Origin of the sequence: Limosilactobacillus sp. (genome assembly GCF_022482365.1) — a bacterium.
In the GTDB taxonomy this organism is placed as follows: domain Bacteria; phylum Bacillota; class Bacilli; order Lactobacillales; family Lactobacillaceae; genus Limosilactobacillus.
In genome coordinates this window covers 1,902,359-1,928,677 of record NZ_JAKVPE010000001.1, presented here as the reverse complement: position 1 = coordinate 1,928,677, position 26,319 = coordinate 1,902,359, and the positions used below count along the sequence as shown (strand labels likewise).

Below are 26,319 nucleotides of genomic sequence, written 5' to 3'. Positions count from 1 at the left end.
GCTACACTTTTACCTAAAAAGAAAAGGCGGTTTTGCCCTACTTCATGTTGGCCTGCATCTGTTTGAGGACCCGTTCAAAGACGGCCAGGTCGGCCTCGCTGATCTGGGCCGTCAAAGTTGCGTTCAGCTGTTGAACCGGTTTTTGCAGGTCGGTCATATTTTCTTTCAAAAATTGCTGGCCCCGTGGCGTCAGTGACAAGAGCACCTGGCGCTTGTCCTGGCTGCTGGTCGCGGTGGCAAGCAAATCGGCGGCCACCAGTCGGCGAATAATTCCCCGAATGGTGGGGTGACTGATCTCGAATTTAATTTCAATCTCCTTTTGGGTCACCGGCTGGCCCTGGTGGTCGAAGACGTACATCAACACCAGCACCTGGTTACCGGTCAGGGTGATGCCCAAGGACGTTAGCTTGGCATTCAGCCGTTTTTCAATGGAAATATTCAATAATTTAATCTGCCGGCCAAGGTCGTTGATCGGCATTGCGTGTTGTCCCATCGTTGTCACCTCTCTTTCCATAAGTGTAGCTTACTACACTTTTTAAGGATGAGCAAGCAAAAAATCCTGAAGCGGCAAAATGGCTTCAGGACTTCTCTTATTCTAATGCTTTCTTGGCTACTTTAACCACCATCGCCGCCTGCTGGTCCTTCGAAAGCGAGCTCAGTGCGGCCGTCTGACTGTTGGCGGCACCCGTATTGCCGGATGCCATCGCCTTCTGCAGCTTCTTCATCTGGTTGGGCGTGACCGCCAGCCAGGTGTCCTTTGGAATCGTGACCGTCCGGTACTGGCTGACCAGCTCCCCGGCCTGGTCGCCGACGTTGAGCCAGAACTTGGCCCGCTTACTCTTCCATTCCCACCGGGTGGTCGTCGTCTTCAGCGTCGCCTGCTTGACGTTTGCCGTCCGGTAAGTGGCGTGCTGCTTGACCGCCGTGGTGATGTGTTTTTGTTTGGGAACAAAGTGGGCTTTGGCCTTACCGTTTGCCGTGTCCGCATACACCAAAACGTAACGCCCCGACTTCGTGCCGAGCTGCTTGGTAACGAGGACCCCGGCCGGTGACTTGCTGCCAGCCGCGGAATAGATCCGCTGGGTCGTGGTCGTCGTCACCTTTTTCATTCCATAATGGTTGGCGAAGTTCGCGCTCATGACGCCAATCGCCCCCACCAGCGCCAGGCCACTCAAGATCCCGGTAGCCCAGCGCAGCGGACGGTTGGGAATCAACGTCCAGGCCAGGATGGTCACAACCACGAGGGCAAAAATTACGTAAATAATCATTTGACAAACTCCCTTCTTTCCGCTTCCTGCTGGTTCTTGTTTTTCAGGAAGAAGACCACGACAAGGCCAATCACTGCAAAGGCCAGGCCCACGGTGAAGGCCAGCTGGAAGCCATCCATCGAGGCGTTGATGACCTTGTCGGCATAAGCGATTGGATCCGTTGCCTTCAGGCTAGCAGCGGGTTTGTGGTTGTTGATGACGTCCTGGGTCACGGAGGTCAAAAGGGCCACCCCAACCGACGAGGCTAACTGCCGGGCTGTATTGTTGACCGCGGTTCCGTCCGCCGACTTTTCCTTCGGCAGCGCGTCCATGGCGGCCGTCGTCATCGGCATCAGGACCATCGCCACCCCAATCATCCGCACCGTGTACATCAGGGTGATGATGATTGACGGGGTCGATTCGGTGATCACCGCAAAGGGAATCGTCCCCGCGGCCAGCACCAGGAGACCAGCAAAGGCAACCCGCTTCGTTCCGGCCTTGCTGTAGAGAATCCCGGCAACCGGTGACAGAATGCCGAGGAAGAGGGCTCCCGGCAGAAGCGTCAAGCCAGATTCCAGCGCCGACATGCCATGGACGTTTTGCAGGTAGGTCGGCAGCATCATCTCGACCCCCATCATTGCCATCATGACGGCCGCGATTGCAATCGTCGTTACGGTAAATTCACGGGACTTAAAGACCCGCACGTCGAGGAAGGGCGCATTCAGCTTCAATTGACGCCGAATAAAGAAGGCAAGCAGGATTAAGCCAATGATGATCGGACCATCTACCGTAGTGAGGCTCGACCAGCCATCGTTGGAGACGTTGGTAAAGCCAAGCAGGAAGAGGCAGAAGCCAAAGCTGGACAGCAAGAGCGATGGCCAGTCCAGTTTGACCGGTTCATTTGGAATCACATCCCGCATGAAAAATGGCAGGAAGATCAGCACGACGACCAGAATGACCATCGGGATGTAGAAAATCGTCTGCCAATGGGCGGCCAGCGTAATTCCCAGGAAGTGGTGGTCACGATCCAGAATCCACCCGGTCAGTGTTGGGCCAATCGCCGGCGACATCCCGACGACCAGACCCATCAAGCCCATCGCCACGCTCCGTTCGCTGGCGGCGTAAATGTTGACGATGATGATCTGCAAAAGCGGCATCGCCACCCCGACCGCGGCCGCGGCAACCACCCGGCCGACGACGAAGAGCCACCACATGTCGTGCTTCTCCGGTGTAAAGGCGGTGATCGAAATTCCGGCCAACAGGACCAGGTAGGTGATCAGGGTCAACCGCTTGGTCGGCACCCGCTTGACCAGGTATGACGACACCGGAACCATCACCCCAATCGCCAGCAGAAACCAGGTGGTCGCCTGCTGGGCGGTGTTCAGGTTGATGGAAAACTTGTCCATCAGTGTTGGCAGGGCCGTCCCCAGCGTCGACTGCATCAGCGAACCGGCCAAGGTCGCGATCAGCATCAGCATAAACAGGGCCAGCCGATGATAAGTTTTGCCATGAATATCCGTTTGAACGTTAGTCATCGCATTTCCTCCTCAAAATCAATTTCTGGAAATACTATACCGAGGGGGAAATGCGATGCCCAGGCTAATTTGTGGCAGTCTGTCTTAAATAAGACGATTAGTCGTAAATTAACCTTTTTTAACCGCTTCATTCCGGTATAATGGTGACAAATCAAAATGATGGAGGAAGAAAAATGAAGTACACCAAAAAGACCGACTACACCAACCAGCAGCTGCAAGACGCGCTCCTCAAGTTGATGGCAACTAAGCCATTTGAAAAGATCACGATCAATAACATTGCAGACACGGCCCATGTCAATCGGTCGACTTTCTATCGCTATTATGATGATAAGTACCAGTTGCTTGAGCGGATCGAGGACGATTTGATCGAACAGATCGACTCGATTCGCGATCAGGTGAACCCATTGCAGGCCGATCACTCAGCGGAGCTTTTGCAGACGGAGGTTAACTTCTTTAATCAGCATTTTAACGAGCTCCAAACCCTGCTCGGCAATAACGGTGACCGCCATTTTGAAACCAAACTCACCCAGGGTTTCAACGAACGTTTTGCAACCCTTACTCACCACCAGGACAATGCTCAGGCAATGATGATTCGCCAGGTCATCGTGGCCACCTCAATGACCGTTCTGAAGTTCTGGCTCTTCAATGCCGATCAAATTGACGGTGAAGAGGTCATCCACTCTATCTCCGACATTTTACAAAACGGCGCCTTCTCCTACCTACGCAAGGTGACGGGGCAAGGCGATCATGCTTAAAGCGTGATCACGTGGGGACGGACCGCCGCATCGTGGTTGGCTAGGCACTCCACGCACTTGGGATCCTGGGCCACCTTGGCGATGTAATTCAGTGACTTTTGTGCTTCCGCTCGGTCGATCACCACGCCTGGCGTCAGGTTTTCTTCCCAGGACTTGGCGGCGTACCCGGCATCGGCCGCCAGCATCACGTACTTATCCGTGTCATAGCTCTGGACCCGGGTCGCGCACAGGCCGGCGCTGTGGCCCGGTTCCCAGATCATCTTGACGCTGCCGTCGCCGAAGAGGTCGAAGGAACGGTGGTAAGCCCCATCCAGGCTCGGCGCGAGGTGGAAGGCCTTGACTGGGACCCCCTTCCACTCGTGGGGCAGGTATCGCATGTGGTCGTGGTTAGCGGCCTGCCACTCCTCCTCACTCACCAGGATGTGTTTGGCATCACGGACGAGACTGAGCCCGTCGGCGTGGTCGCAGTGCAGGTGGCTCATCAGAACGTAATCGAGGTCGCTGGTCTTAATCCCCATTGCTGCCAGCTGCTCGTTGACCGCCTGCCCCGCCGGTAAGTTAGCCTTGTTCACCGGCCACTGGAAGCTGAGGTTGCGCAGCTGGTGGTCACGGTTGACCGTGTTCCAGCCCGTATCGATCAGGATCAGTCCTTGGGGATGTTCGATCAGGTAAACGGACACCGGGACCTCCACCCGGTGCTTTTTGGAACGAAACAGCCCGGTCCAGGCCAGGGGACGATCAGTAGGACGGTGGAACGGCAGGGCTTCATCGACGATCACCGTTCCCGTGTGCAATACATGAATCTTGATTGGCTGTGTCATTAGTAATTCCTCCTCGTTTAATTGTTGACCTAATTGTAATGCCACCATAACCACGGTACAATTACTAATAATACCTAAACTGTGTAATAAAGTTAGGAGAATGCTTAGATGGCAACTAATCAAAATGATTTGCGCTGGCGGCGGACCGACGAACAGATTCGGCGGGCCTTCGTCACCCTGCTAAAAAAGAAATCGTTTGAAAAGATCACGGTCGGTGAAGTGGTCGCCACCGCCCAAATCAGCAGGAAGGCCTTCTACCTGCACTACGAAGACAAATATAATTTTTTGCTGATCCAAGAAAATAAGATCCTGGAAAAACTGCAAGCTGCATTGGCTGAGGAGCATCACCACTTTGGGCAGGTGCTCGCCGATTCGACGGGCCTGCGCCGACAAAGTTACTTGACGATTAACCAGGTCCTGGAAATCTTAAATAGTGAGCGGCCGATTCTCAAAGCGCTGCTGTCGGCTAACGGTGACCCACAATTTATGATCAAATTGCGGCAGCTGCTCGATCAGGAAATCCGCACCCGCATCAAACTGTACCACGCCCGGTTAACCACCAAGATCCCGCAACGCTACGCCATGGAAATTCTCGGCGGCGGCTTGGCGGATTTGATCACCGCCTGGCTGCAAAATCCCCATCCGGAAAGCACGGCGAACTTTTCGCAAATCCTGACCGACAGTCGGATGCTCGCCCCGCTGGACCTGCTGGTTTACAATGACTAATCCTTCCTCATCAATAGTTGCAGTGGCAACAATTGTGCACACTTCAACAGGGTGCCAGCAAAATCGTTTGGGGATTCTGGGCGTTTTTTCTTGAGCCATTGAATAATAATCCCCAGAAAGCTAGTGATAATTAGCTCTTCGGCATACTCCCTCGGCAATTCATCATTGAAGCTGAGCCCGATCCGCTTGCGACGGGCATTAGTTTCGGCAATTAAAACCTTTTGAACCTCATTTCTAAAATTTACATCTTGAAACAACGCGAGAATCAATGGTCGATTTGAGTACAGGTAGTTAGCTAGCTGCTTAAAAACTAAATACTGATTTTTTTGCAAGACTGCCTGCCAACTTTCCTGCTCATCATTAGCGAAGGTGGTCTCCTTAAGGATTTTGCGAATCACATTAATTGTTGTTTCTTCCAAGGAATCCAGTAGATCGTACTTATCCAAGTAATGAGCATAAAAAGTTGCCCGATTAATATGGGCCATTTTTGCAATATCGCCAACCGTTGTGTGACGGAAGCCCTTTTGATTAACCAACTTAACAAAGGTCTTTTGAATTTGATACTCCGTGCGGCGAAAGCGCAAATCGCTTGTCATCAGTGGTCCCTCCTCGTTTTAAACAACATTATAACAGTTAATGCTGGTTGTAATAGCTGGCAAAAGGCGTCAAGATATGTCCACAATCAATTAACAGCTAAAACGAGGTGGAACTATGATCAAAGCCGAATGGAAATACATCACTAGCCATAAATTGACGCTCGCCATCCTACTAGTGATTATGCTCATTCCAATGCTTTACACTACTATTTTTCTCAGTTTTTTATGGAACCCATATAAAAAAGTCGATAATTTACCAATTGCCATTGTTAACAAGGACGTCACAGTTAGTGTTCAGGGACAAAAGCTCGCTGCTGGTGACCAGCTTGTGCACCAGCTCAAAAAGACGGATTCAATGGATTACCATTTCGTTTCGTCCGAAAAGAGCGCCCAGCAAAAGCTCAAAAACGGTCAGTACTACATGGTCGTCACAATTCCGCGGAGCTTTTCTAAACATGCCGCCACGGCCTTCACTGATCAACCACAAAAGATGAAGCTTCATTATGAAACCAACCTTGGCAGCAGTTATGTTGCCGGCAAGATGATGACGTCGGCGGCCAAGCAGCTGGCAAGCACCGTTTCAGCAAGCATGACTAAGCAGTATCTCACCATCATGGCCAAACAGCTCCAGGTGATGCAAAGCTCTCCGCTAGCCAGTCAGCAAGCCGGTGGCCTAAGCCTGACTGACAAAACAATCGATCAAATTGCCCAGCCAATCAAACTGGTGCACTCGGATAAAAGCCACACGCCGAACAACGGGACCGGGATGGCACCATACATGATGTCCGTGGCCCTTTTCGTCGGCTGCCTGGCGCTTAACCTGATGTATGACATCATCACGCCCCGCAGATACCCGCGGACCGGAATCGGCTGGTGGGCAGCCAAGATCTCGGTCGTCGGCACTTTTGCAATTTTGCAGGCGGTCGTTGCTTACGTGGCAATGATAAAATGGCTGGGTCTCGATCCAGTTCACCCATGGGCAACCCTGGCGGTCGTAATGGTGACCTCCCTAGCCTTCTCCAATTTTGTCACCATGTTGAACGTTGCTTTTGGCAAGGTCGGCAGCTTCCTGTCACTGGTCGTTTTAATTCTCCAGCTAGGTGGCTCTGGCGGAACCTATCCCCTGGAGCTCTCCAATCATTTCTTCCAGGCCATTCATCCTTACCTGCCGGCTAGCTACTCCGTCCATGGTTTGAAAGAGAGTCTGATGATTGGTGGCACGGCAACCACTGACATTTACGTTCTGCTGGGTATTTTTGCCTGCTCCGCCGTTCTCCTAATGGTCCTGTACAAGTTTAGACTGCGCAGCCTTCCCGCAATTGATTATGAAAAAATAAGTCAGTAAAGCAAAAAGAACATTCTCTCTAATCGGTTCGGCCGGGTTCAACCCGCCAGGCCATTTGGAAAGAATGCTCTTTTATTTGTTTTTAATCAATTCTCCACGCTCTTCGGCAACATGTCCGTCGGGTTCTGGTCCAGCGCCCCGACGATCTCGTGGGCGGTGTAGGGCTCATCCAGGTAGGCGACCTCATCCGGAGTCAGCTTGATGTCCATGGCGGCCGCGGCGTCGTCCAGGTACTGCCGCTTGGTGGCGCCAACGATCGGGGCCGTCACGCCCTTCGCCCATTGCCAGGCTAGCGCGATCTGCGACATCTTGACGCCGTGCTGCTGGGCTAATTCGTCAACCCGCTTGATGATCGGCATGTCCTGTTCCTCCGCCGCATCATACTTAGCCCGCGCCGAGGTATCGGTCTTGCTGCGAGCCGAGTCGCTGTTCCAGCTTGGCCGGGTCAGGTGCCCACCCGCCAGCGGACTGTACGGCATCAGCATGACCCCATCCTGCTTGCAAATCGGGATCAGTTCCCGCTCGTCCTCGCGGTACAGTAGGTTGTAATGATTTTCCATCGCCATGAACTGGTGCCAACCGTTCTTCTCGGCAACGTGCTGCATGTTTTGGAACTGGTAGCCATACATCGCCGAGGCCCCGAGAGCGCGGACCTTGCCAGCGACAACCAGATCGTTTAAGGCTTCCATCGTTTCCTCAATCGGCGTGTCGTAGTCGAAGCGGTGGATGATGTAGAGGTCCAGGTAGTCGGTGCCGAGTCGTCGCAGGGTTCCGTCGATTTCACGGTTGATGGCTTCTCTGGACAGGCGGCCGGGGTTGAAGTAGACCTTGCTGGCAATCGCCACCGCACTCCGGGAAACCTGGTGTTTTTTAAGTGACCGACCAATGAACTCCTCACTAGTCCCGGCCCCGTACACGTTCGCGGTATCGAAGAAGTTAATTCCTAAATTGAGCGCGTGCTGGACCATCGCATCGGTCGCATCCTCGTCCAGGATCCACCGGTAGGTCTTGAAGGCGGGCTTGCCAAAGCTCATCCCGCCGACCGCAAGTTTCGAAATCTTAATATCCGTTCCCGGAATCTGACTGTATTCCATCATTCTGCCTCCCGATTCTCTGCCAATCTTAGTTCAGCGGTGGCAAGTCCTTGATCTTGCGGGCCGGAACCCCACCAACGACCGTGTTGTCGGGCACGTCCTTGGTGACGACCGCCCCGGCGCCAACGATCACGTTGTTACCAATATGGACGCCGCCGATCACCGTGACGTTGCCGCCAATCCAGACATCACTGCCGACCGTGATCGGGGCCGTGGTGGTGATCAGGTAGTGACTGCCGTCGTCCCTGGTGCCGAAACGTTTTGTGGCGTCCAGGTCGTGCTGGCCGCAGTAGAACTTGGTGTCGGGCGCAATGATCACCCGGTCGCCCAGGGTAATCAGGTTGGAATCCTGGAAGAAGCAGTTGCCGTTAATGAAAACGTCGTCCCCCACGGAGATGTGAGCACCGTAAAGGGCCTCAAAGTGGCCGTTGACGGTCACGCCCTTGCCGACTTTGCCGAACAGCTGGTGAATCGTCGCCTGCCGCTCCTTGGGGTCACGCTCCTGGTTTAGCTGAGCTACCAGGCGCTGCCCCGTCTTAATCATATTTTGGAGCTCCGGGTCACGGTAGTCGTACTCCTGCCCGGCAAGTTCCTTTTCATGTTCCGTCATTGTCATTGACACGGTCCCCTTTCATTCAAATTCTATTCAATTATCGAATAACTATTCAAAGTCGCTCAGTACCGGCAGCTGGTCCTCATGCAGGTATTGGTTGTACTTTTTAGCTTGACTATTCAAGTCTTCATCGGAGATCGATGAGGCTCCGATCGTGATAAATGGCTTCAGGTAGGTCATCCCGATCAGGCGGCTGGTGGCCTGGAACGGCCGCAGCAACTCGGTGACCGTGTACTTGACGAAGCCGTTACGGCCGTAGTTGTGGGCCCCCGGCGTGACCGCCAGCAGCAGTTCCTTGCCGTGCAGGGCAGTACCACCCTCGCCATAGGCCCAGCCGTATTCGAAGACGTCATCTTCCCATTGCTTGAGCAGGGCCGGTGAGCTGTACCACATGATCGGGAACTGGAGGACAACCCGATCGGCGTCTTCCAGCACCTTCTTTTCGGCCTCGACATCGATCTTGCCGTCCGGATAGAGGGCATACATGTTCCGAACCGTGATGTCGCTGTCCAGGGCATTGGCCAGGGTCTTGTTGGCCCGTGACTGACCATAGTTTGGATGGAATAATAATACAACTGTCTTCATAATTATTACCTCCTCTACCGTTATTTTAATCATGCACCCGCGCGTCGTTCAACACTTTGATCATCGCCGGGTTGTTGAAATTATCCATGATGTTCCAATCAAAGGCGGAGTGGCCCTGGTCGAGACCGGCAATCGCCTTCATTTCGTCAGCCGTTAGTTGAATGTCTTCAACGGCCAGGTTCTGTTGCATCCGGGATTCGTGAACCGACTTTGGGATGATCACGATGTTGCGCTGGAGCAGCCATGCCAGGATGATCTGGGCAACGGTCTTGTCGTGGGCCGCCGCGATCTTAGTCAGGACCGGATTGGTAAAGATGCCGCCCTGACCATTGACGAAGGGTCCCCAGGATTCAACCACGATCTGATGATCCTGGAGCCACTTGACGTTTTCGGCTTGCTGGTAGTAAGGATGAAGCTCGATCTGGTCGACCATTGGCGCAATTTCGTTGTTCATCATCAGGTCAAGAACCACGCCGGGCGTGAAGTTGGCCACCCCAATGGCCCGCAGCTTTCCTTCCTGATAGGCCTGCTCAAGGCCCCGCCAGGCACCGTAGTAATCCGCCAACGGCTGGTGAAGCAGGTAGAGATCGAAGTAGTCCAGGCCGGTTGCTGCCAGGACCCGGTTGATTTCCTTTTGAGCGGCCTCTTCACCATAGTCCTGCAGCCAGAGCTTCGAGGTAACGAAGATCTGCTCGCGCGGCACACCGCTCTCCTTGATGGCGGCGGCCACGTCGCCCTCGTTCATGTAGGCGGCCGCGGTATCGATTGCGCGGTAACCGTTCTTCAGTGCGCCGAGGACGGCCTGCTTGGTGTCTTCACCCGGCTTGATCCGGTAAACGCCGAAGCCAGTCATCGGCATCTTGACTCCATTTGCTAATTCAATCGTCTTCATTTAATTAAAGTCTCCTTTGCTGATTCTTCGTTTGGTCAATTAAATCCATGTAGTGCTGGGTGGTCGTCAGTGCACGGCGGTACGGTGACAGCCAGCGTCCTTTATCAAGCTTTGCCAGCATGCCGAGTTCGCCCGGCGTCATGGTAAAGTCCCAAATGCGGATGTTGTCCATCAAGTGCTGGTGCTGGGCGGCCTTGGGAATCACGATTGCCCCCTGCTGGGTGAGAAAGCGCAGGAGGATCTGGCCGGGGGTCTTGTGATACTTGGCGGCCAGCTGGTGGACAAGCGGTTCCCGGAGAATGGGCTCCTGCGCTTCACCCAAGGGGGCCCAGGCCTCCAGTGCAATCTGATTGGCCCGCTGAAAACGCCGCAGGGGCACCTGCTGCTGGTAGACGTTGAACTCGACCTGGTTGACTGCCGGCGGAATTTCAGCGTGGTGGCTGAGGTCGAGGAGCTGGCTCGCATCGAAATTGGACACGCCAATCGCCCGGACCAGTCCCTCCCGCTCCAGTCTTTCCAGTGCGCGGTAGGCACCGTAATAGTCACCATAGGGTTCGTGCAGCAGCACCAGGTCGAGGTAGTCGAGGCTCATGCGTTTTAGCGAGCGTTTTACCGCATCAATCGTCATTTGGTCCCCATAGAATGGCAGCCAAACCTTGGTCGTCACGAAAATTTGCTCGCGGGGAACGGCACTCTCGCGAATCGCCGCCCCGACCGCCGCCTCGTTGTGGTATATCTGGGCCGTATCAATTAGCCGATAACCATTCTCCAAGGCGTCCAGCACAACGCGCTTGCATTCAGTCAGGTCCGTCAGCTGGTAGACGCCCAGCCCTTCTCGCGGAATTTCAATTCCATTGTTCAGCTGAATAGTAGCTGTCACTGGCATTCCTCCCTTCATCGCAAATCTTATTCTAATTAGTTCCTTTATATATGTAAAAGATTTATAATGTATATAAATCATTACCTAAAATGAATACTAGGAGGAAAACTATGGAAACCCGGATTCTTCGTTACTTTTTAACAATCGCCAAGCTCGGCACAATCTCGGCGGCCGCGCGCACGCTGCACGTCGCCCAGCCCACGATGAGTCGGCAACTCCAGCAGCTTGAGGAGCAGCTCGGCACCCCGCTCTTCATCCGGGAGCGGCGCCGAATGGTCCTGACCAAGGCCGGCCTGGCTTATCAAATCCGGGTCCAGCAGATCTTGGCCGAGCTCGACCGCGCCAACCAGGCCGTCGCCGACCTCAACAACGATGAGTTAACCGGCAGTGTGGGGATCGGCTGTGTTGAGTCCTCAGTCACCAATTTTCTAGTCCCAGTCCTGCACGAGTTCCAGCAGCAATACCCCCAGGTCAGGTTGAACATGTACGACGCCGACGGGGAGTCCATCAAAGACCAGCTCGACCGCAGCGCCCTCGAGATCGGGATTGTCTCCACGCCAATCAACGCCGCCAAGTACAACTACCGCCAGTTGCCGGTGAGCGACCGCTGGGGAATCGCGGTCAACGCCGACAGCAGCTTTCGGGGACGTGAGATGGTTGACATCAGCGAATTGAAGGGCCGGCCGCTGATCATCCCCCATCGGTCCCTAGTCCACGACGAGATCAGCGACTGGCTGACCGCGGATGGCAATGAGATCCAGGTCGTGGGTGAGTACAACCTGTTGACTAACGCCGCCTACCTGGCCGCGGCCGGGATTGGTGATTTGGTCTGCATTAAGAATGCTCCCCTACCGGCCAAGGCCCACCTGACCTTCATCCCCCTGACCCCGGAACGCCACCTCGACCACTATATGATCTGGCGCAAGGGCGTCTCCCTCAGCGAACCGGCACAACGGCTGGTCAATCACCTGCGCTCACAATTATCTGAACAATGACAAAAAGGCGGGAACCGCAATTCAGCTGCGGTTTCCGCATTTTAATAGCCTTTAGTATCCCGGATAGAGGCTGACCCCGGTATCCAGCTGGTTGATCTGCTCAATCTCATCATTGGTCAACGAAAAGTCGAAGATGTCCTGATTCTCCGCGATCCGCGTCGGGTTCTCCGACTTTGCCAGTGGCACCAGGCCCCGCTGGACGTCCCAGCGCAGGATCACCTGGGCAACTGACTTGCCGTGGCGCTGGGCAATGGCGGTCAGGGTCGGTTGGTGGAAAATGTTGTTTCTCCCCTCAGCTAAGGCTGACCAGGCCTCAGGCACGATTCCATGCTCACGGCAGTAAGCGACCAGCTCGTTTTCGTTGTACCAAGGATGGCTTTCGATCTGGTCGACGGCCGGCGTCACCTTCGCAGTTGTCATCACTTGTTCCAGCTGCTGAGCACTGAAGTTGGAAACACCGATCGACTTAACCAGTCCGGCCGCCTGGAGATCCTCCAGTGCCCGCCATTCCTCATTGATATCGCCGTACGGCTCGTGAATCAAGTAGAGATCAACGTAGTCCTGGCCCAAGCGCCGCAGTGACTGCTTGAACTGGCGGGTGGTGGACTTGTAGTTGCTCCGACTGTTCGGCCACAGCTTGGTGGTTAGAAAAATCTGGTCACGGGGCACGCTACTCTCGTTGATGGCACTGCCGACCGCCGCTTCGTTGCCGTACGTTTCCGCCGTATCGATCAGGCGGTAGCCGCTCGTCAGGGCCGTGGCGACGGCGCGTTTGGCCGCCGCAGCGCTATAGATCATGGCTCCAAAGCCAATTGCCGGCATCGTTTGTCCATCGTTTAATTTCACCATGATCATTCCCCCCTATTCGCGGTAATCCGTAATGTTGTCCGCAACCATGTGCGCAGCAATCTCATTGACATCATAACTGGCCCCATCCGGGTAAAAGGCATCCTCGGCCAGGATCTTGTCCAGCGCTTCCCGAGATTTAGCCTGGGCAATCACGACCCCGCTCATCGGATGGGTCTTCGATGGCCCAACGATCAGAAAATCGCCCGCTTCAAAATGACGGGTAAACCAGGCCCGGTGCTGGGCAAGTTTGTCATCACCGAACTGCTGGGAACGGTCTAATTGAATATTGATAATATACATCTGTCATTCTTCCCTTCTCTGAATTGATTGTCACTAGTATATGCGGTCGCGGTTCCCCTGTAAAATATCTATTGATCATCGTTTAATATCCAGATTAGCTATATATTCAACCAGCCTATCAATTGGTATGCAAACTCGGTCTTTTACCAATCAGCGAATTTTTCCTACCATAAGGGTAAATTAGTAAAGGAGATGATTTTGATGGAAACAGTTCAACTTAACAACGGCATCACGGCCCCCATCCTAGGATTCGGGACCTACCGGATCAGCCCGCGGGTCACGGCCAAATACGTCACTGAGGCAATCAAGGCCGGCTACCGGCTCTTCGATACCGCCCAGTACTATCAAAACGAAGCCCAGGTCGGGGAAGCCATCAACAACAGCGGGATTCCGCGTGATCAGTTCTTCTTGACTACCAAGGCCCGGACCGGGGGCTATGCGGCTACCAAGCGCAGCATTGAGAAATCGCTGCGGGTGGCTCACCAAGACTACTTTGATCTGATGCTGGTTCACTTTCCAATGCCCGACTACATGGGCACCTACCAGGCCCTAGAGGAAGCCTACCAGGAAGGCAAGCTGCGGGCGATCGGCGTTTCCAACTTTGACAATCGGGACATGCAGCGCATCATCGATCATTTCGATGTCCTGCCAGCAGTCAACCAGATTGAGACCAACGTCTACACCCAGGACAAGTCATTAACCCAATTCATGAAGCAGTACGGTATCATTCAAGAGGCCTACGCACCGCTGGGCGAGGGCCCCAACCCGATGTTTTCCGACCCTGTCCTGGTACAGCTGGCACAGAAGCATCATAAGTCGGTCGCCCAGATCATGCTGAAATTCCTGGTGCAGTCCGGCTTCATGACAATTCCGGGCTCCACTAACCCCCAGCACATTCGGGAAAACATTGACCTCTTCGACTTCACGCTCACCCTGGCGGAAATGGAGGAACTGCGTGGACTCGACCGGGGCACGTCCAGCTGGCTCGGCTATCAGGGTTAGGCAAAGAGATCAATCCTTGGAATCAGCGCACTGTGGCCTTACAATTTAACTAGCGTAATCAATCCAAACCGAGGTGAATGCTAAATGACAAATCGTATCGATGTTTTTGCCCACGTTCTACCACCCAAGTTTTACCAAACAATGCTGAAAATTGCGCCGGAGATCCCCCAGCGCTTCCCTTTCATCAACATTGCGGCTTTATCCGACATGGAACTGCGCCGTCAACACTTTGACGGGGAAACCAAGCAGGTGATCTCCGCGGTCAACATCAATCCCGAGGATTTCACCGCTCCTGCCCAGGCAGCGAACCTGTGTCAGCAGGCCAATCAGGAAATCAGTGAATTGGTCGACCGGTATCCGGAGATGTTTACCGCCGGGATTGCAATGGTCCCGATGAATAACGTTCCGGCGGCGGTGGAAATGATTAACGACCTGCCGGACGATCTGGTGGGCATCCAGGTCTTCACCCGGGCGCTGGGCAAGAGTATCGCCGACCCGGCCTTTGCTCCGGTCTTTGCGGCCGCCGCTAAACGCGGATTGCTGATTCTCTTGCACCCGGTCTTCGATTCGCGCAAGCCGGACAACAACCTGGTCTTCAGCTGGGAGTACGAGCTTTCCCAGGCAATGCTCCAGCTGGTCCAGGCCGGCTTGTTCGAGCGCTGGCTGGAAATCAAGCTAATCGTGCACCACGCGGGAGCAATGGTGCCCTTCTTTGCCGGGCGAATCGCCCACATTCTCCCGCCCCAGCAGGCCGCGGACTTCAAGAAGTTCTACGTTGACACCGCCCTACTCGGCAACGCTCCGGCCCTGCGCCTGACACTGGATTACTTTGGGCCCGACCACGTTCTGTTTGGCACTGACGCTCCATTCGGTGAGGCGCCGGCAGGGGCGACCCGAACGATTATCCAGGCACTCGCCCAGTTAAAGCTGGCTCCCCAAACGCAGGAAGCAATTAATAAAGCAAATTATCAAAGATTGGTGGCGGATATCAAATGATTTTTCGGATGTTTAACTTAGGAATCGATGCAGCGGACCGGGATAAATTTAACCGGGTCGGCCAGCACAACCTCCTGACCTCGCTGCAAGACGAAGTGGGAACCCTGACCATGTACTCAACCCACGCCGACGCGCAGGGAAGAGACAACTATATCTTCGAAGTCTATGCGGATGACGCGGCCTACCAGGTTCATGCCCACTCCCCGCAGTTCCAGGAATTTTCGGCCATGGCCAAGGAAACGATCAAGAAGCGGGCCATCACCCAGTTGAAGCCGCTTTTCCTGTTCGAGCAGCCAACGAGTTTCATCGTTTTGGCCGGCCGCTCCGTGGTGAAGTTACGCCAGTTAACCGTTGACGACCAGCAACTGGCCAAGCTGAAAGCCACCGTCTTCCCGAAACTCCAGCAGGCAATTCAAAGGGATCCGGACTACCTGGCCTGCCTGATTGGCCGTGACCAGGACGACCCGCAGCGGTTGGTGATTTTGACCAACTACCGGACCGCTGCGGCTGCCGACCGGTACGAAAGCCTGCTTCCGGAAACGGCAACCGACCTGACGCCGGAAACAATTGTCAGCCACGGCGGACTGGCTTTCCAAGGATAATCAACAAAACGGGAATACCGGCTTGACGGCTGGCGTTCCCGTTTTGTTCTGATTGCGCTAAATTCTTTGATTCGTTTGGCGATTTCTGAACACCAAGGGTTCCAAGAATGACATCAGTAAAGACTTGCACAACTTCCTTGATTACGTGGATAATAAGGATGTAGTAGATGACGATTACGTCGATGAATTGAAGGATTACATCCAGAATCTAAGCAAAAACACGGAATGGAGGAATGACTACATGGATAACAAGACCCACATGATGTTCCACGATGAAGACGTCCGTGAAGAAGGCCGAAAGGAAGGCGAAAAAGCTGGGATTACTACCGGAAAAATGGAAGCAATTCGTGGCACAATCTCCCTACTGCGTGAAGCCGGCTTGCCGGAAGAACAGCTGAAATCTAAAGTTCAGCACCAATTTGACCTGACCGATTCGCAGATGCAAAAACTCTTTAAGTGAGAGCGGACAATAAAATCATCGCTCACAAACAAAGGCACGTTACCCACCAAACGGGGCAACGTGCCTTTAGTCGTTAATTCAGTTCTTTTTCTAGCTGGTAAAAGTCTTGCAGGAAGCGACTGACCACCTCGAGATCCTCGTCGGAATACTTGGCGAGCAACTTTTTTGTCACCGTGGCCCGCAATTCTTCATGCATCCGGTCGTGAACCGCCGCGATCTCGCGTCCCGCTGCCGTGAGGGAATAGTAAATCTTCTTCTGGTCGTCGGGATGCTTGCCGGCATGGACGAGGTCGTATTCGAGCAATTTCTTGGCCGCCCGAGTCACGCCACCCCGGGTGACCGCCAGGCGCTGGGCCAATTCGATCCCGGTTAGCTCCGTCTCCTCCAATGCCGACAGAATGTGGAGGGCGATGATCGACAAATTCGCCACGACTTCCTTCAGGCGGTCATCACTGAGCTGGTGCTCGATCCACTGCTGCTCCTGGGACCCGTGGACACTGCTGCGACTTGTCCGAATCAGTTTAATCATTTTCGTAATCTCCGCCACTGTCGTCTCGTTCATCGTAATTAACCGCCTTTCTCTGGTTAGGCTAATTATATCAGAAATCCTTGGCCATTGACTTTGCCTGGGCCAGGGCGGCGTCCAAGATCTGCTGACGCTGGTCGCGATGGGCATCGGCACCCTCAATGAAGAGCTTCTCAACGTCATTGATGCCATAGAACTTCATCATGTTGGTCAGGTACATGTCACCGAGGTCCATGAGGGCACAGCTTTGGTTGCTCTTGATGTGAAGGGCCTTCTTGATTAAGAACTTGATGGTTCCCCAGGTGCCGCCCTTGTGGTACTCGCTCCCGGCCGCCTGGATGTGGAGAGCCTTCTTGTTGTGCAGCAGACCGACCGAACCATTGGACGTGTACTTGAAGGTCTTGTGCGCAACTGCCGTCAGGTCAAGGTACTGCTTCATCTCGGCCGGCAGGAAGTGGTTGTACATTGGGTTGATGAAAACGTACTTATCGGCGTTGATAAACTCGTCCAACCATTCTTCGTGTCGTTTGAGCAGAGCCGTTTCCTTGTCGGTCATCGGCTCCTCGAACTTCTGCTTGCGCCAGGCCTCCATCGTGACGTCGTTTAACGGCGGTACCCCCTTCTTGGCATAGAGGTCGCGGATGATGACCTTGTCGTCCGGGTGGGCCTGCCGGTAGGACTTCACGAATTGTTCACCAACGGTCAGGGAGAGGCTGTTTTCAATGTGCGGGTGGGCTTGGATAACTAATAAGGTACTCATTAATCTCATTTCCTTTCGATGCTTTGTTGCTTGTCAACATAATACCACATTATAGTTGCTTGTCAACAAAATTTTGAAAATAAAAAAGCCCGCACAGCTGATGCGGGAAAATCCTATTGTTGCGCCGCCTGCCGCCGGGTCAAAAAGTTGACCAAAACGCCGGCGTTCAAGACGACCACGACCGCCGCCACCAGCGTGACCGTGGCAAAGGATGGAAAAAGTAGCGACAGAACGTAGCCGACTAGGGTCGAAAGCACGAAGCAAATCCGAATCGGCGTCGTGACAACCAGGTGGCGGTGATTGTAATGGTTGGCCAGCGCTAGGCCCAGGTAAAAGAGAGCCATCCCCAGGTAGAGGAAGCTAATTGCAAAAGTTTGGTCGGCTTCCGGCTCGTTGATAAATTTCAGAGCCACCGTCACCAGGCTCAAGCCGAAGAGAATGAAGTAATGCAGGTAGATCAGGAGGTTCCCCGTTTCCCCTTCCCGGTGCTCATTGATCAGGTGGTCAAACTCAACAATGTAGGTAAAGAAGAGGCCGACCACAATGATGAAGATCAAGAGCGACTGGATTGAGAAAGTCTCCTGGGTAAAGTAATCGGCAATCCCGACGATCGTTTCGCCAAACATCACGATGATCAGGGCGGTCAGCCGTTCCAGCATGTGGGAAAAGATGATCGGGTGATGCTTGGTGTGGTGCCCCGTGAAGCCGGGCGCAATCCAGCTGACGATAATTCCGGCCAAAGCGATCGTGATCCCAACCGCGTTGTAGAAGAGACCCCCGATCAAGAGGGTAACGGTCCGAAAACCTAGAATCCAGGAAAAGGCCCGGGCGATCCGCTTGTCAGCGGCCTTGTGGACCTGGAAATAAGTGATCAGGTACTGGAGACAGAGGGTCAGCGACAGTAGGCCGGCCGCGATGAAGAAGGTCGCCAGGTGCCGGTCAAAGGTGGCGGTAAAAACGTTGGACATGTAAAGGACGATCGCCATGTCGATGAAGGAAAAGATGATGTTCGTCCACGAGGAGCGCCCGTACCGGTTGGTGAAGACCATCTGCACCATCCAGGAGTTAATGAAAACGATGATCACCAGGAAAAAGATCGCCAGCGTTGGCAAGCTCACCACCCCGTTGTGCAGGTGGTGAATCAGGCCGGTCGCCCGCGAGACCATGTAGACAAAGACCAGGTCATAGAACAATTCAACCAGCGAAACCCGTTTACTGAGTGCTTTTGCCATGTAAATCCCCCCACGCTCATTTCAAGACTCTTTTTAATAATTATACCGCGCGGAGACTGGCGTGTGCTAAACTAGGCCTAACCGTGCTCTGCCTAATCTGAATACCACTATCCAGACCGCGACTCGCTGCTGTACCTACTGAATTTAACAGATTGATTCACAACTGTGCCCCAAGATTGCGGGCACTTTTTATTTTGCAATTTTACTAGTCCGCCATTAAAATGCCCCGGATCAGCCGCTCGAGGGCCGCCGTCAGCTGGGCCAGGTCAGCTCTGTCTTTTTGCAGGTACTGGCGGTACACCTGAATAATGCCAGCCGCCAGGAAGTCCGCCGCGTAGTCATCACTGGCGAGCGCGGCGACCTGGCCGCTCAGTCCCTTTTTCAGCATCAGGAAAAGGTCGTCCAGCAAGAACAGATTAGGCGAGGTGTTGAGCATCCCCCGGTAAAAATCCTGATCCGCCAGCATCAGCGAATTGAGTCGGCGCACCAGCTCGGGCACGCTGGTCACGGCAGTCAATTCCCGAGCGAGGCTTTCCTCCAGTCGCTCCTCAATTGCGGCCAGCAGTTCATCGAGTGACGAATAGTGCAAATAAAAGGTCTTGCGCTCAATGTCTGCCGTCTGTGCCAGGGCCGTAACGGTAATTTTCTCAAGCGGCTTGGTAGTCAGCAGAAGCATAAAGCTTTCTTGGATTGCCCGATCCGTTTTCTGGTAGCGTCGATCGTTTACTGCCATCGTTGATCCCCTCCTAATACTCATTCTACGCTAGTTTGAGTATTAATACACGACTTAAAGATGGCCCGGACCGCAGCAGAAAGCGCTAACGCATATAATTGGCAAAAACAGCTTGGGAGGAGCAGTAACTATGTATACCGTTCAACAAATCATCACCGCCATGACACCCGGTCACCCCGGTTTCGTGGCATTAATCATTGGCTTTGGCATTGCCAACGCAATCGGCCTGCTCGAATACATCTGGGCCGTGGCCCTCACCTTCAAGGAAAAGGCCGGTCCCTTCCCGATGTGGATGCATGCCTTCTTCTTTGCCCACGATACCACGGCCGGGGTTATCTTCACCCTGCTGGCATTTCGCCACCACTTCTTCTGGCTCTTTACCATCTATGCGCTGGGGATGCTGACCTGGGCAATTCTGGAATTGGTCTGCATCACAATGGAACTGAAGTACAATGCCTCCGCCGAGTTCAACCGGGCGCTGCCGGGAGCCATCGTGCAGACCGTTTTCCTGATCCTGATCAACTTCTGCATCGTCAATCTCTTCCGCTACCTGGACCACGACGTCGCGATGTTCATCTGGCTGCCATTGACCAACTTCGTCATGGCGATCGGCCCCGGCTATACCCTGCTCAAGCGCAATAGCCGCCAGGGCAGCTCCGTCATGCTCTACATCTTCGTCGTCCTCGGTACCCTGTTCAACTTCGCACCCAAGGGGATCGGCTTCTTCACCAGCATTGTTCCCCAAATCTACAACACCCCGCTCTATTACTTTGCTGGGGTCGTCGCAACGGTGATTGCCGTCTACAATCTCTACCAGTTGCTCCGCCTGCCGGCCAAGGCGAAGGGTGCCATCTGGTAAGCAAATTAAAATCTCCTGAAGGGCCAATTTGACTCTTCAGGAGATTTTTAATTACTCTTTTTCAACTTTTTTCAACAGCGCCGGGTCAATCTGCATCCCCCGGTGGTAATATTGCCGGTCGCGCTCACTAATTTCACGCATCACGCGGCATGGCGTACCCACCGCCACCACATTGGCCGGGATATCCTTGGTGACCACGCTGCCGGCACCGATCACGGAATTGTCCCCGACCGTCACGCCGGGCAGGACCGTGACGTTGGCACCAAACCAGCAGTTCTGGCCGATGTGAACCGGCAGATTGTACTGGTAGCCCTTTTCCCGCAGCTCCGGCAGTACCGGATGGGCCGCGGTAACCAGGGTGACGTTGGGGCCAAACATGGTGTGACTGCCGACGAAGATTTCACCATCGTCGACCAGCGTTAGATTAAAGTTGGCGTAAACGTGGTCGCCGAAGTGGACGTGGTGCCCGCCCCAGTTGGCGTAAAACGGCGCCTCAATGTAGCAGCTTTCTCCGCACTCGGCCAGCAGTTTTGGCAGCAGTGCCGCCCGCTGTTCACCCTGATCGGCCCGCGTGGCGTTGTACTCATACATCAACCGGGCCGCTTCACCCTGCGTCTTGAGCAATTCCGGATTATCCGGGTTATAGATCTGACCCGAGAAGAGCAGCTTGTCAAATTTATTAGTCATCTTGATCCCACCTCAGTCTTTATCGTTAATACTATTTTACCATACCGACCGAAAGCGATTCCTAATTGCTCGTATTCAGGTAGGCTTGCCGACTGCCCGCGCCCAAATGACGGCTGAGGAAGAGGGCAAGCAGGAGGATGGCAAAGCAGGTCAAGAAGCCGGCCTGAATGCCGACCCGCGAGGTCCCCAGGTGCAGGCCGCGGTCCCGCAGATTGACCACCGCGACCACGACAGCCATCCCGAAGCTGGCGGCAACCTGCCGGGTCGTGTTAAAAAGGGCCACCCCGTCCGGCAATTCCTCTTTGGGAATGATCGACAGGGCCTCGGTTTGCAGTGGAATCAGCAGAAGCACGATCCCCAATTGACGAATCCACTGCCAGAAGGCCACGAAGACGACTCCGCTGCGGACCCCGACGAAGGCCTGCATTGCCGTCCCGATCAGGTCAATGATCAGTCCGGTCGTCACTAGCCAGCGAACTGGGAAGCGATCGAAGAGGTTTCCACTGAGCGGCGACAGGATCCCGGTTGAGACCGCCCCGGGAAAGATTACCAGCCCGGAGATAAAGGGGCTGTAGTGCATGACGTTTTGCACCAGCAGCGGCAAGAGAATGGTGTTGCCATACATCGTCGCTACCAGGAGGCAATTGGTAATGGTGGCAATGCGGAAGTCACGGTGCGTAAAGACCCGCAGATTGACGAAGGGCCGCTCGGCATTCCATTGCGTTGCCACGAAGAGGGCTAACAAGATGAGACCGGCAGCGAGGATCCCGCCGACCCGCCAGGTTAGGAAGGCCGTGCTGCCAATGTTGGAGCAGCCCTCAAGGAGGAAGAAGAGGCTGAAACTGCACAGGATCAATCCCCGGAGGTTAAACGAACAAGGGACGGAATTGGCGACGCTTGGCAAAAAGATAATTGAGAGAATGATTGTCAATAAGCCAAAGGGCACGATCAGGATAAAGAGGTAGCGCCAGTTGAAGTAGTCAAGCAGGAGCCCCGAGACCGAGGGGCCGAGCAGCGGGGCGAAGTTAAACGCCAAGCCGATGATTCCCATGACCCGGCCTTGGTGCCCCGCGGTTGCGTAGTGAATTGCCATCACGTTGACCAGCGGCATCATGATCCCGGCACCGATCGCCTGCACCATCCGGCCAGCGACGATGATGGTAAAGCTGGCGGCCAGGCTGCCGATGATCGTTCCAACCGTGAAGATGGCGGCAAAGGTGATGAAGAGGCGCCGATAAGAGTAGCGCTTGATCAAGTAGGAGCTGACCGGGATCATGAGGGCATTGGCGAGCATGTAGCCATTGCTGACCCACTGGACGCGGGCGGAGCTGATGGCAAAGGCGTGCATGAGCTGCGGAATGGCCGTGTTCATCATGCTGGAGCAGAGGTTGCCGAGGAACGCCCCCATGATCATAATGCTGAGGATTAGTTTGTGCTGTCGTGTCATTGAGTGTTGATGGTCCTTTCTTCGTTGCTTGACTTATTTACCTTAGTGAGTATAATCATTTTAGTTGCTAAAAGCAACCATTTTCTCGAAAGTGAGCTAAAAAAATGAAGAAGGAAGAGCTAGCGCAAATCCGTCAATTTAACCGCTTCTACACCACCCAGCTGAATCTGATGGACCGCCATCACTTAGGGTCGACGACGACGCTCTTGGAGGGGCGCATCATGCTGGAAATTAGCTACGGTTACCGAACGGTCAATCAGTTAGTCAAAATTCTCAACCTCGACAAGGGCTATGTCAGTCGGACCATTAAGCAGCTGGTGAGTCGGCAGTGGCTGAAAAGTGCGGTCGACCCTCAGGACCGGCGAAGCAAAATTCTAACGCTGACGGCCCAGGGACGGCAAGTGGTCGACCGGGTGAACAAGAGCTCGGATGAGCAGGTGCAGACGATCCTGGCCGCGCTGCCGGCAGACGAGCTAACGACGGTGGTCAGGGATATGAATGAAATTCAAGAAATTGTTAACCGGTACCACCCGGTCGACTTTGGAAAGTAGGTAATGAAAGTGGCAGTAACATACATGAGAAAGACGGAAGCAAAGGACCGCGACGCCGTGTGGCAGGTAATCACGGAGGTCCGGGCAAAGCTGAAAGCTGACGGCAGTCCGCAGTGGCAGGACGGTCACCCCGATCGCCAGCAGATTGAAGCCGATCTAAAGCAGGGCGTTGGCTACGTTTTAGTGGTCGGTCAAGAGGTGGCCGGTTACGCGGCCCTGGTCCACTCACCCGAGCCGACCTATCGGCAAATTTACCACGGGGCGTGGAAGAATGATGCTGATCCCTACATGGTGATTCACCGGATTGCCATCAGGAGCAAGTTCCGTGGCCAGCACCTCTCAACCCTTTTCATGGCCCTCTTGATTTCAAATAGTGTCGAGCGCGGCGTCAAGAACGTCCGCTTCGATACCTTCCGGCTGAACCGCGCCCTCCAGCATCTCGGTGCCAAGTTTGATTTCCAAAAACGGGGCGACATCAAGGTCGTTGACAAAATTGACCCCTGGCGGCTCGCCTATGAATTGAATCTGGAATAAAACAACGGCCACTGCTCGAATAACTGAGTGGTGGCCGCTATTTAATTTGGTGTATCAATCTCTGTGTGTGTTTGAGATGGTTCTCATTCTGAAAATATTAGCGAGTTACATTGAAGTGAGTCAGTACAAACAGAAACCTTATTACAATGGAACAGGAGGTGGTCTATTACGAATACCCTTGGAACTAATATTGCAAAAAGACGACATGAGCTGCACATGACGCAAGCTGTTCTTGCTGAGCAAGCCAACATTTCAGTTAACTTTTTGTCGAAACTTGAAAGAGGCCATAGCAATCAAGTTAGCAGTCAAACACTATACTTACTGGCACAATCTTTAGGGACCAGTATGGAAAATCTCGTCGATGATAACGTCCCTAAAATAACTACTAATTTTGGCCCAAACAGACTTCAACTAATAAAGCTGCTCAATCAATACAGTTTGACTGAACAGGAGAAGATCTGCCAGAGCATCATCAATTTAGTCAAACCAAAAGAGCCATGATCAATAAATCCTGATAAAACCAACGCTAGCAGAAGGGAACGCAAATCAAGAACGATTACGAATGTATGCGAAAAGCCAGATGATGAATCAAAAATTGGTTCATCATCTGGCTTTCCTTTATTGACCAGGAGCTTTTTCGGCCTACCCAACTTTTTTGAATGCGGAAAACTTTTAAAATAAAAAGAATGCCAACTAGAGGAATCGAACCTCCGACCTTCTCTTTACGAGGGAGATGCTCTACCGACTGAGCTAAGTTGGCAAATATAATCAACAAATAGTATTATATCATGCTAACTAGTTAGAGAAAACACTTAATTTAAATTAAAGGTAGATTATAGAATGAAGTTAGCCACCCAGTTGGTGGTAAATAAAAAACGCCATTCGGCGTGACATCAGGTATCATATTAAGTGAACCAAACCTATATGAAAGGATGTCCGTCAAATGACGCACTTAAATGATACCATGTCTACTATTTTATTGACTACTCATAAAAAGAATGCTCATCTTACTAAAGAAGAACGTGTGATGATTGCGACTTTAAAGTCGCAAGGACTTTCCAATCGCGCAATTGGTCGCCAATTAGGAGTTAATCATCAAACAATTAATAACGAGCTCAACCGTGGTACGGTCCGCCAACTTCGTCGTCAAAAATCTAATGGTAAGATTTACGAATATTCTTACTACATCTATAGTTATGAAGCTGGTCAGGCCACATATCTTGAACATCACCGCCATTCTGGTCGTCGTCGCTTATATTATTCTTCAAAGCAATTTTTACGATTAGCTGATCAGCTAATGCTTGGTGAGTTTGACGACCACCATTACTCCCCACAAGCGGTTATTTATAAGGCTCGAGATTTAATGAATGATGGCACCCTGATCCCAAAGTCGGTTGTAACTTTATATCAATGGATTAATGAGGGTGTGCTTCGTACGTCCAATTTAGACCTCTTTGAAAAACCTAAACGTAAGCATCATCAAACTCATCCGCAAGCTAAAAGGTGCTTAGGGCCTAATATTGCTCAACGACCTCAAACTGCGGACCAACGGTCCGAAATTGGCCATTGGGAACTGGATACAGTTCAGGGACAGAAAAACGGTAATGACAGTGTTGTACTAGTAATGACTGATCGCCTTTCACGAGTTAATATCACGAGTAAAATTGCTGGTAAAACTGCGCATGCAGTAAATCAGTTCTTTATAAATTTGCGCCAGAAAATGGGCACAGATGCTTACTATCGCATTTTTAAGACAATAACCTCTGACAACGGTTCAGAATTTAGTGAGTTAACACAAGTTCACGATCATGTTTTCTATGCTGATCCGTATTCCCCTTGGGAACGTGGATCCAATGAGATCAATAACCGGTTTCTCCGCAAGGAGATTACCAAAGGTGAAGCTATAAATAACTATAGTAGTGCTCAGATCATAGCGACTAATGATTGGATGAATCACTATCCACGAGCTATGTTTAATGGACATTCGTCAATGGATATCTATCGTAAGGCCTTCTACCAAGAGATATCACAGCTCCATCAACCAATAATCAATTGGTCAGTATTATTTATTTGAGTCCAGTGGCTAACTTATTCTTGAAATTTAGGCTAAGAAAATCATCCTGTTTTTTCTGATATTCTGTTAAAAAAGCTGCCAAGTCGTTAGAGATTGGTAAGCAATACCTAAAAGCGCCTTTGGGCCGGGATTTCAGCGAGCCGTTAAAACCATTAGTGTAGTCTGACCAGCTATCATTAATCTTAAATGTTGGGTAACCATCCTTAACAACTAAATTTTGAAACCTTAATGCTTGAAGTTCTCCTGGACGCATTCCAGTTTCTAAATCAATCCAAATTGCCAGCCTGGTTCCCATATTATTGATGGTTAGGCCATTTAACTCACTTTTAATTTCTTTTTTGATACTGGCTAACTCTGCATTTGAAAATAAATACTGATTTTTCTTAACGCTAAACTCACTTTTGCGGAATAATTTTTGCAAAAATTGTTCAGGAACAGGATTAACCTTAACGGATCTCCCCTCAAGCTCTTTGAAAAACTTTCGCATATGCGTTAGCCTACGTGCAATAACGGTTGATTTACCGACAGTAACTTTATGTGAAGCCACAAAGTCATGTGCAAAGTCGTTTACCACTTGTTCATTAATGTTTTTAATCCTAAATTTCAAGAATAAGTTAGCCACT

General features: G+C 52.6%; 32 protein-coding genes and 1 tRNA gene. 13 read left to right on the top strand and 20 right to left on the bottom strand.

Annotation, left to right across the window (positions count from 1 at the left end; genetic code table 11):
- Nucleotides 1-37: 37 nt before the first annotated feature.
- From LKE23_RS09080 to LKE23_RS09070, 3 genes are all read right to left on the bottom strand, one after another.
- Nucleotides 38-493 carry a MarR family winged helix-turn-helix transcriptional regulator gene (locus LKE23_RS09080; RefSeq protein WP_291977019.1) on the bottom strand — a complete coding sequence of 152 codons (456 nt, stop codon included), beginning with the start codon at nt 491-493 and terminating at the stop codon, nt 38-40.
- A 97-nt stretch (nt 494-590) separates the two neighbouring features.
- On the bottom strand, nt 591-1,268 hold the full coding sequence (locus LKE23_RS09075) for a DUF4811 domain-containing protein (protein ID WP_291977018.1): 678 nt from the start codon (nt 1,266-1,268) through the stop codon (nt 591-593).
- Nucleotides 1,265-2,782: a DHA2 family efflux MFS transporter permease subunit gene (locus tag LKE23_RS09070; protein ID WP_291977017.1), complete on the bottom strand. Its 1,518-nt coding sequence runs from the start codon at nt 2,780-2,782 to the stop codon at nt 1,265-1,267. The genes LKE23_RS09075 and LKE23_RS09070 overlap by 4 nt, the downstream gene beginning before the upstream one ends.
- 173 nt (nt 2,783-2,955) lie before the next feature.
- Here LKE23_RS09070 and LKE23_RS09065 point away from each other — a divergent pair, with 173 nt between their 5' ends.
- The gene (locus LKE23_RS09065; protein ID WP_291977016.1) at nt 2,956-3,537 is read left to right on the top strand and encodes a TetR/AcrR family transcriptional regulator; all 582 of its coding nucleotides are present in this window, start codon (nt 2,956-2,958) and stop codon (nt 3,535-3,537) included.
- On the opposite strand, the gene LKE23_RS09060 is transcribed toward LKE23_RS09065, so the two are convergent.
- Nucleotides 3,534-4,358 carry an N-acyl homoserine lactonase family protein gene (locus LKE23_RS09060; protein WP_291977014.1) on the bottom strand — a complete coding sequence of 275 codons (825 nt, stop codon included), beginning with the start codon at nt 4,356-4,358 and terminating at the stop codon, nt 3,534-3,536. The genes LKE23_RS09065 and LKE23_RS09060 overlap by 4 nt on opposite strands.
- Before the next feature lie 108 nt (nt 4,359-4,466).
- Between LKE23_RS09060 and LKE23_RS09055 the strand changes: the two genes are divergently transcribed.
- Nucleotides 4,467-5,084, top strand: coding sequence for a TetR/AcrR family transcriptional regulator (locus tag LKE23_RS09055; protein WP_291977013.1), 618 nt, complete (start codon nt 4,467-4,469; stop codon nt 5,082-5,084).
- Here LKE23_RS09055 and LKE23_RS09050 read toward each other — a convergent pair.
- Nucleotides 5,081-5,680, bottom strand: a complete 600-nt coding sequence (locus LKE23_RS09050; RefSeq protein ID WP_291977012.1) for a TetR/AcrR family transcriptional regulator — start codon at nt 5,678-5,680, stop codon at nt 5,081-5,083. The two genes, LKE23_RS09055 and LKE23_RS09050, sit on opposite strands and share 4 nt — an antisense overlap.
- A 115-nt stretch (nt 5,681-5,795) precedes the next feature.
- On the opposite strand from LKE23_RS09050, the gene LKE23_RS09045 reads away from it, so the two are divergent.
- Nucleotides 5,796-7,025 (top strand): YhgE/Pip domain-containing protein, encoded by a 1,230-nt coding sequence (locus tag LKE23_RS09045; RefSeq protein ID WP_291977011.1) that lies wholly within the window; start codon nt 5,796-5,798, stop codon nt 7,023-7,025.
- 86 nt (nt 7,026-7,111) lie between these two features.
- Here the strand turns inward: LKE23_RS09045 and LKE23_RS09040 are convergent, their stop codons facing one another.
- Genes LKE23_RS09040 through LKE23_RS09020 form a run of 5 tightly spaced genes read right to left on the bottom strand, consistent with a single transcriptional unit; the run spans nt 7,112 to nt 11,089 of the window.
- The gene (locus LKE23_RS09040; RefSeq protein ID WP_291977010.1) at nt 7,112-8,119 is read right to left on the bottom strand and encodes an aldo/keto reductase; all 1,008 of its coding nucleotides are present in this window, start codon (nt 8,117-8,119) and stop codon (nt 7,112-7,114) included.
- Nucleotides 8,120-8,147: 28 nt separating this feature from the next.
- Complete coding sequence (locus tag LKE23_RS09035) at nt 8,148-8,735, bottom strand: sugar O-acetyltransferase (protein ID WP_291977009.1); 588 nt, start codon at nt 8,733-8,735, stop codon at nt 8,148-8,150.
- 45 nt (nt 8,736-8,780) lie between these two features.
- Nucleotides 8,781-9,317 carry an NAD(P)H-dependent oxidoreductase gene (locus LKE23_RS09030; RefSeq protein ID WP_291977008.1) on the bottom strand — a complete coding sequence of 179 codons (537 nt, stop codon included), beginning with the start codon at nt 9,315-9,317 and terminating at the stop codon, nt 8,781-8,783.
- A gap of 25 nt (nt 9,318-9,342) precedes the next feature.
- A complete protein-coding gene (locus tag LKE23_RS09025; RefSeq protein WP_291977007.1) occupies nt 9,343-10,209 on the bottom strand; it encodes an aldo/keto reductase in 867 nt (288 codons plus the stop codon).
- Nucleotides 10,210-10,213: 4 nt separating this feature from the next.
- Nucleotides 10,214-11,089: an aldo/keto reductase gene (locus LKE23_RS09020; protein ID WP_291977006.1), complete on the bottom strand. Its 876-nt coding sequence runs from the start codon at nt 11,087-11,089 to the stop codon at nt 10,214-10,216.
- 110 nt (nt 11,090-11,199) lie between these two features.
- On the opposite strand from LKE23_RS09020, the gene LKE23_RS09015 reads away from it, so the two are divergent.
- A complete protein-coding gene (locus LKE23_RS09015) occupies nt 11,200-12,084 on the top strand; it encodes a LysR family transcriptional regulator (RefSeq protein WP_291977005.1) in 885 nt (294 codons plus the stop codon).
- Between the two features lie 51 nt (nt 12,085-12,135).
- On the opposite strand, the gene LKE23_RS09010 is transcribed toward LKE23_RS09015, so the two are convergent.
- On the bottom strand, nt 12,136-12,933 hold the full coding sequence (locus LKE23_RS09010) for an aldo/keto reductase (protein WP_291977004.1): 798 nt from the start codon (nt 12,931-12,933) through the stop codon (nt 12,136-12,138).
- A 12-nt stretch (nt 12,934-12,945) separates the two neighbouring features.
- Nucleotides 12,946-13,233, bottom strand: a complete 288-nt coding sequence (locus tag LKE23_RS09005; RefSeq protein WP_291977003.1) for a YciI family protein — start codon at nt 13,231-13,233, stop codon at nt 12,946-12,948.
- A 201-nt stretch (nt 13,234-13,434) separates the two neighbouring features.
- Between LKE23_RS09005 and LKE23_RS09000 the strand changes: the two genes are divergently transcribed.
- The 4 genes from LKE23_RS09000 (at nt 13,435) to LKE23_RS08985 (ending at nt 16,293) form a co-directional block, all read left to right on the top strand.
- Nucleotides 13,435-14,235: an aldo/keto reductase gene (locus LKE23_RS09000; RefSeq protein WP_291977002.1), complete on the top strand. Its 801-nt coding sequence runs from the start codon at nt 13,435-13,437 to the stop codon at nt 14,233-14,235.
- Nucleotides 14,236-14,319: 84 nt separating this feature from the next.
- Entirely contained in the window at nt 14,320-15,231 is a 912-nt protein-coding gene (locus LKE23_RS08995; RefSeq protein ID WP_291977001.1) for an amidohydrolase family protein, read from the top strand.
- Nucleotides 15,228-15,833 (top strand): antibiotic biosynthesis monooxygenase, encoded by a 606-nt coding sequence (locus LKE23_RS08990; RefSeq protein ID WP_291977000.1) that lies wholly within the window; start codon nt 15,228-15,230, stop codon nt 15,831-15,833. The genes LKE23_RS08995 and LKE23_RS08990 overlap by 4 nt, the downstream gene beginning before the upstream one ends.
- Before the next feature lie 241 nt (nt 15,834-16,074).
- A complete protein-coding gene (locus LKE23_RS08985) occupies nt 16,075-16,293 on the top strand; it encodes a hypothetical protein (RefSeq protein WP_291976999.1) in 219 nt (72 codons plus the stop codon).
- A gap of 73 nt (nt 16,294-16,366) precedes the next feature.
- On the opposite strand, the gene LKE23_RS08980 is transcribed toward LKE23_RS08985, so the two are convergent.
- The 4 genes from LKE23_RS08980 to LKE23_RS08965 form a co-directional block, all read right to left on the bottom strand.
- Nucleotides 16,367-16,855: a MarR family winged helix-turn-helix transcriptional regulator gene (locus tag LKE23_RS08980; RefSeq protein WP_291976998.1), complete on the bottom strand. Its 489-nt coding sequence runs from the start codon at nt 16,853-16,855 to the stop codon at nt 16,367-16,369.
- 37 nt (nt 16,856-16,892) lie between these two features.
- Nucleotides 16,893-17,579, bottom strand: a complete 687-nt coding sequence (locus LKE23_RS08975; RefSeq protein WP_291976997.1) for an FMN-dependent NADH-azoreductase — start codon at nt 17,577-17,579, stop codon at nt 16,893-16,895.
- 113 nt (nt 17,580-17,692) lie between these two features.
- A complete protein-coding gene (locus LKE23_RS08970; RefSeq protein WP_291976996.1) occupies nt 17,693-18,811 on the bottom strand; it encodes a low temperature requirement protein A in 1,119 nt (372 codons plus the stop codon).
- Nucleotides 18,812-19,016: 205 nt separating this feature from the next.
- A complete protein-coding gene (locus LKE23_RS08965; RefSeq protein WP_291976995.1) occupies nt 19,017-19,544 on the bottom strand; it encodes a TetR/AcrR family transcriptional regulator in 528 nt (175 codons plus the stop codon).
- Between the two features lie 130 nt (nt 19,545-19,674).
- Between LKE23_RS08965 and LKE23_RS08960 the strand changes: the two genes are divergently transcribed.
- On the top strand, nt 19,675-20,403 hold the full coding sequence (locus tag LKE23_RS08960; protein WP_291976994.1) for a hypothetical protein: 729 nt from the start codon (nt 19,675-19,677) through the stop codon (nt 20,401-20,403).
- A gap of 51 nt (nt 20,404-20,454) precedes the next feature.
- Here LKE23_RS08960 and LKE23_RS08955 read toward each other — a convergent pair whose 3' ends face one another.
- Nucleotides 20,455-21,090, bottom strand: coding sequence for a sugar O-acetyltransferase (locus LKE23_RS08955; protein WP_291976993.1), 636 nt, complete (start codon nt 21,088-21,090; stop codon nt 20,455-20,457).
- A gap of 61 nt (nt 21,091-21,151) precedes the next feature.
- Nucleotides 21,152-22,537 carry an MDR family MFS transporter gene (locus LKE23_RS08950; RefSeq protein ID WP_291976992.1) on the bottom strand — a complete coding sequence of 462 codons (1,386 nt, stop codon included), beginning with the start codon at nt 22,535-22,537 and terminating at the stop codon, nt 21,152-21,154.
- A 104-nt stretch (nt 22,538-22,641) separates the two neighbouring features.
- Here LKE23_RS08950 and LKE23_RS08945 point away from each other — a divergent pair, with 104 nt between their 5' ends.
- From LKE23_RS08945 to LKE23_RS08935, 3 genes are all read left to right on the top strand, one after another.
- Nucleotides 22,642-23,088: a MarR family winged helix-turn-helix transcriptional regulator gene (locus LKE23_RS08945; RefSeq protein WP_291976990.1), complete on the top strand. Its 447-nt coding sequence runs from the start codon at nt 22,642-22,644 to the stop codon at nt 23,086-23,088.
- A 9-nt stretch (nt 23,089-23,097) separates the two neighbouring features.
- Nucleotides 23,098-23,622, top strand: coding sequence for a GNAT family N-acetyltransferase (locus tag LKE23_RS08940; RefSeq protein WP_291976989.1), 525 nt, complete (start codon nt 23,098-23,100; stop codon nt 23,620-23,622).
- A gap of 165 nt (nt 23,623-23,787) precedes the next feature.
- The gene (locus LKE23_RS08935) at nt 23,788-24,123 is read left to right on the top strand and encodes a helix-turn-helix domain-containing protein (protein WP_291978292.1); all 336 of its coding nucleotides are present in this window, start codon (nt 23,788-23,790) and stop codon (nt 24,121-24,123) included.
- A 186-nt stretch (nt 24,124-24,309) separates the two neighbouring features.
- Here the strand turns inward: LKE23_RS08935 and LKE23_RS08930 are convergent.
- Nucleotides 24,310-24,382, bottom strand: a tRNA-Thr gene (locus LKE23_RS08930).
- 183 nt (nt 24,383-24,565) lie between these two features.
- Here LKE23_RS08930 and LKE23_RS08925 point away from each other — a divergent pair.
- Nucleotides 24,566-25,696 carry an IS30 family transposase gene (locus LKE23_RS08925; RefSeq protein WP_291976173.1) on the top strand — a complete coding sequence of 377 codons (1,131 nt, stop codon included), beginning with the start codon at nt 24,566-24,568 and terminating at the stop codon, nt 25,694-25,696.
- On the opposite strand, the gene LKE23_RS08920 is transcribed toward LKE23_RS08925, so the two are convergent.
- On the bottom strand, nt 25,689-26,318 hold the full coding sequence (locus tag LKE23_RS08920; RefSeq protein WP_291976988.1) for a hypothetical protein: 630 nt from the start codon (nt 26,316-26,318) through the stop codon (nt 25,689-25,691). The two genes, LKE23_RS08925 and LKE23_RS08920, sit on opposite strands and share 8 nt — an antisense overlap.
- Nucleotide 26,319: the final 1 nt, after the last annotated feature.

Bases quoted from the DNA above. Each gene is read 5' to 3' on its own strand.
- LKE23_RS09080 (WP_291977019.1), bottom strand. From the start codon at position 493: ATGGGACAACACGCAATGCCGATCAACGACCTTGGCCGGCAGATTAAA.
- LKE23_RS09075 (WP_291977018.1), bottom strand. From the start codon at position 1,268: ATGATTATTTACGTAATTTTTGCCCTCGTGGTTGTGACCATCCTGGCC.
- LKE23_RS09070 (WP_291977017.1), bottom strand. From the start codon at position 2,782: ATGACTAACGTTCAAACGGATATTCATGGCAAAACTTATCATCGGCTG.
- LKE23_RS09065 (WP_291977016.1), top strand. From the start codon at position 2,956: ATGAAGTACACCAAAAAGACCGACTACACCAACCAGCAGCTGCAAGAC.
- LKE23_RS09060 (WP_291977014.1), bottom strand. From the start codon at position 4,358: ATGACACAGCCAATCAAGATTCATGTATTGCACACGGGAACGGTGATC.
- LKE23_RS09055 (WP_291977013.1), top strand. From the start codon at position 4,467: ATGGCAACTAATCAAAATGATTTGCGCTGGCGGCGGACCGACGAACAG.
- LKE23_RS09050 (WP_291977012.1), bottom strand. From the start codon at position 5,680: ATGACAAGCGATTTGCGCTTTCGCCGCACGGAGTATCAAATTCAAAAG.
- LKE23_RS09045 (WP_291977011.1), top strand. From the start codon at position 5,796: ATGATCAAAGCCGAATGGAAATACATCACTAGCCATAAATTGACGCTC.
- LKE23_RS09040 (WP_291977010.1), bottom strand. From the start codon at position 8,119: ATGGAATACAGTCAGATTCCGGGAACGGATATTAAGATTTCGAAACTT.
- LKE23_RS09035 (WP_291977009.1), bottom strand. From the start codon at position 8,735: ATGACAATGACGGAACATGAAAAGGAACTTGCCGGGCAGGAGTACGAC.
- LKE23_RS09030 (WP_291977008.1), bottom strand. From the start codon at position 9,317: ATGAAGACAGTTGTATTATTATTCCATCCAAACTATGGTCAGTCACGG.
- LKE23_RS09025 (WP_291977007.1), bottom strand. From the start codon at position 10,209: ATGAAGACGATTGAATTAGCAAATGGAGTCAAGATGCCGATGACTGGC.
- LKE23_RS09015 (WP_291977005.1), top strand. From the start codon at position 11,200: ATGGAAACCCGGATTCTTCGTTACTTTTTAACAATCGCCAAGCTCGGC.
- LKE23_RS09010 (WP_291977004.1), bottom strand. From the start codon at position 12,933: ATGGTGAAATTAAACGATGGACAAACGATGCCGGCAATTGGCTTTGGA.
- LKE23_RS09005 (WP_291977003.1), bottom strand. From the start codon at position 13,233: ATGTATATTATCAATATTCAATTAGACCGTTCCCAGCAGTTCGGTGAT.
- LKE23_RS09000 (WP_291977002.1), top strand. From the start codon at position 13,435: ATGGAAACAGTTCAACTTAACAACGGCATCACGGCCCCCATCCTAGGA.
- LKE23_RS08995 (WP_291977001.1), top strand. From the start codon at position 14,320: ATGACAAATCGTATCGATGTTTTTGCCCACGTTCTACCACCCAAGTTT.
- LKE23_RS08990 (WP_291977000.1), top strand. From the start codon at position 15,228: ATGATTTTTCGGATGTTTAACTTAGGAATCGATGCAGCGGACCGGGAT.
- LKE23_RS08985 (WP_291976999.1), top strand. From the start codon at position 16,075: ATGGATAACAAGACCCACATGATGTTCCACGATGAAGACGTCCGTGAA.
- LKE23_RS08980 (WP_291976998.1), bottom strand. From the start codon at position 16,855: ATGAACGAGACGACAGTGGCGGAGATTACGAAAATGATTAAACTGATT.
- LKE23_RS08975 (WP_291976997.1), bottom strand. From the start codon at position 17,579: ATGAGTACCTTATTAGTTATCCAAGCCCACCCGCACATTGAAAACAGC.
- LKE23_RS08970 (WP_291976996.1), bottom strand. From the start codon at position 18,811: ATGGCAAAAGCACTCAGTAAACGGGTTTCGCTGGTTGAATTGTTCTAT.
- LKE23_RS08965 (WP_291976995.1), bottom strand. From the start codon at position 19,544: ATGGCAGTAAACGATCGACGCTACCAGAAAACGGATCGGGCAATCCAA.
- LKE23_RS08960 (WP_291976994.1), top strand. From the start codon at position 19,675: ATGTATACCGTTCAACAAATCATCACCGCCATGACACCCGGTCACCCC.
- LKE23_RS08955 (WP_291976993.1), bottom strand. From the start codon at position 21,090: ATGACTAATAAATTTGACAAGCTGCTCTTCTCGGGTCAGATCTATAAC.
- LKE23_RS08950 (WP_291976992.1), bottom strand. From the start codon at position 22,537: ATGACACGACAGCACAAACTAATCCTCAGCATTATGATCATGGGGGCG.
- LKE23_RS08945 (WP_291976990.1), top strand. From the start codon at position 22,642: ATGAAGAAGGAAGAGCTAGCGCAAATCCGTCAATTTAACCGCTTCTAC.
- LKE23_RS08925 (WP_291976173.1), top strand. From the start codon at position 24,566: ATGACGCACTTAAATGATACCATGTCTACTATTTTATTGACTACTCAT.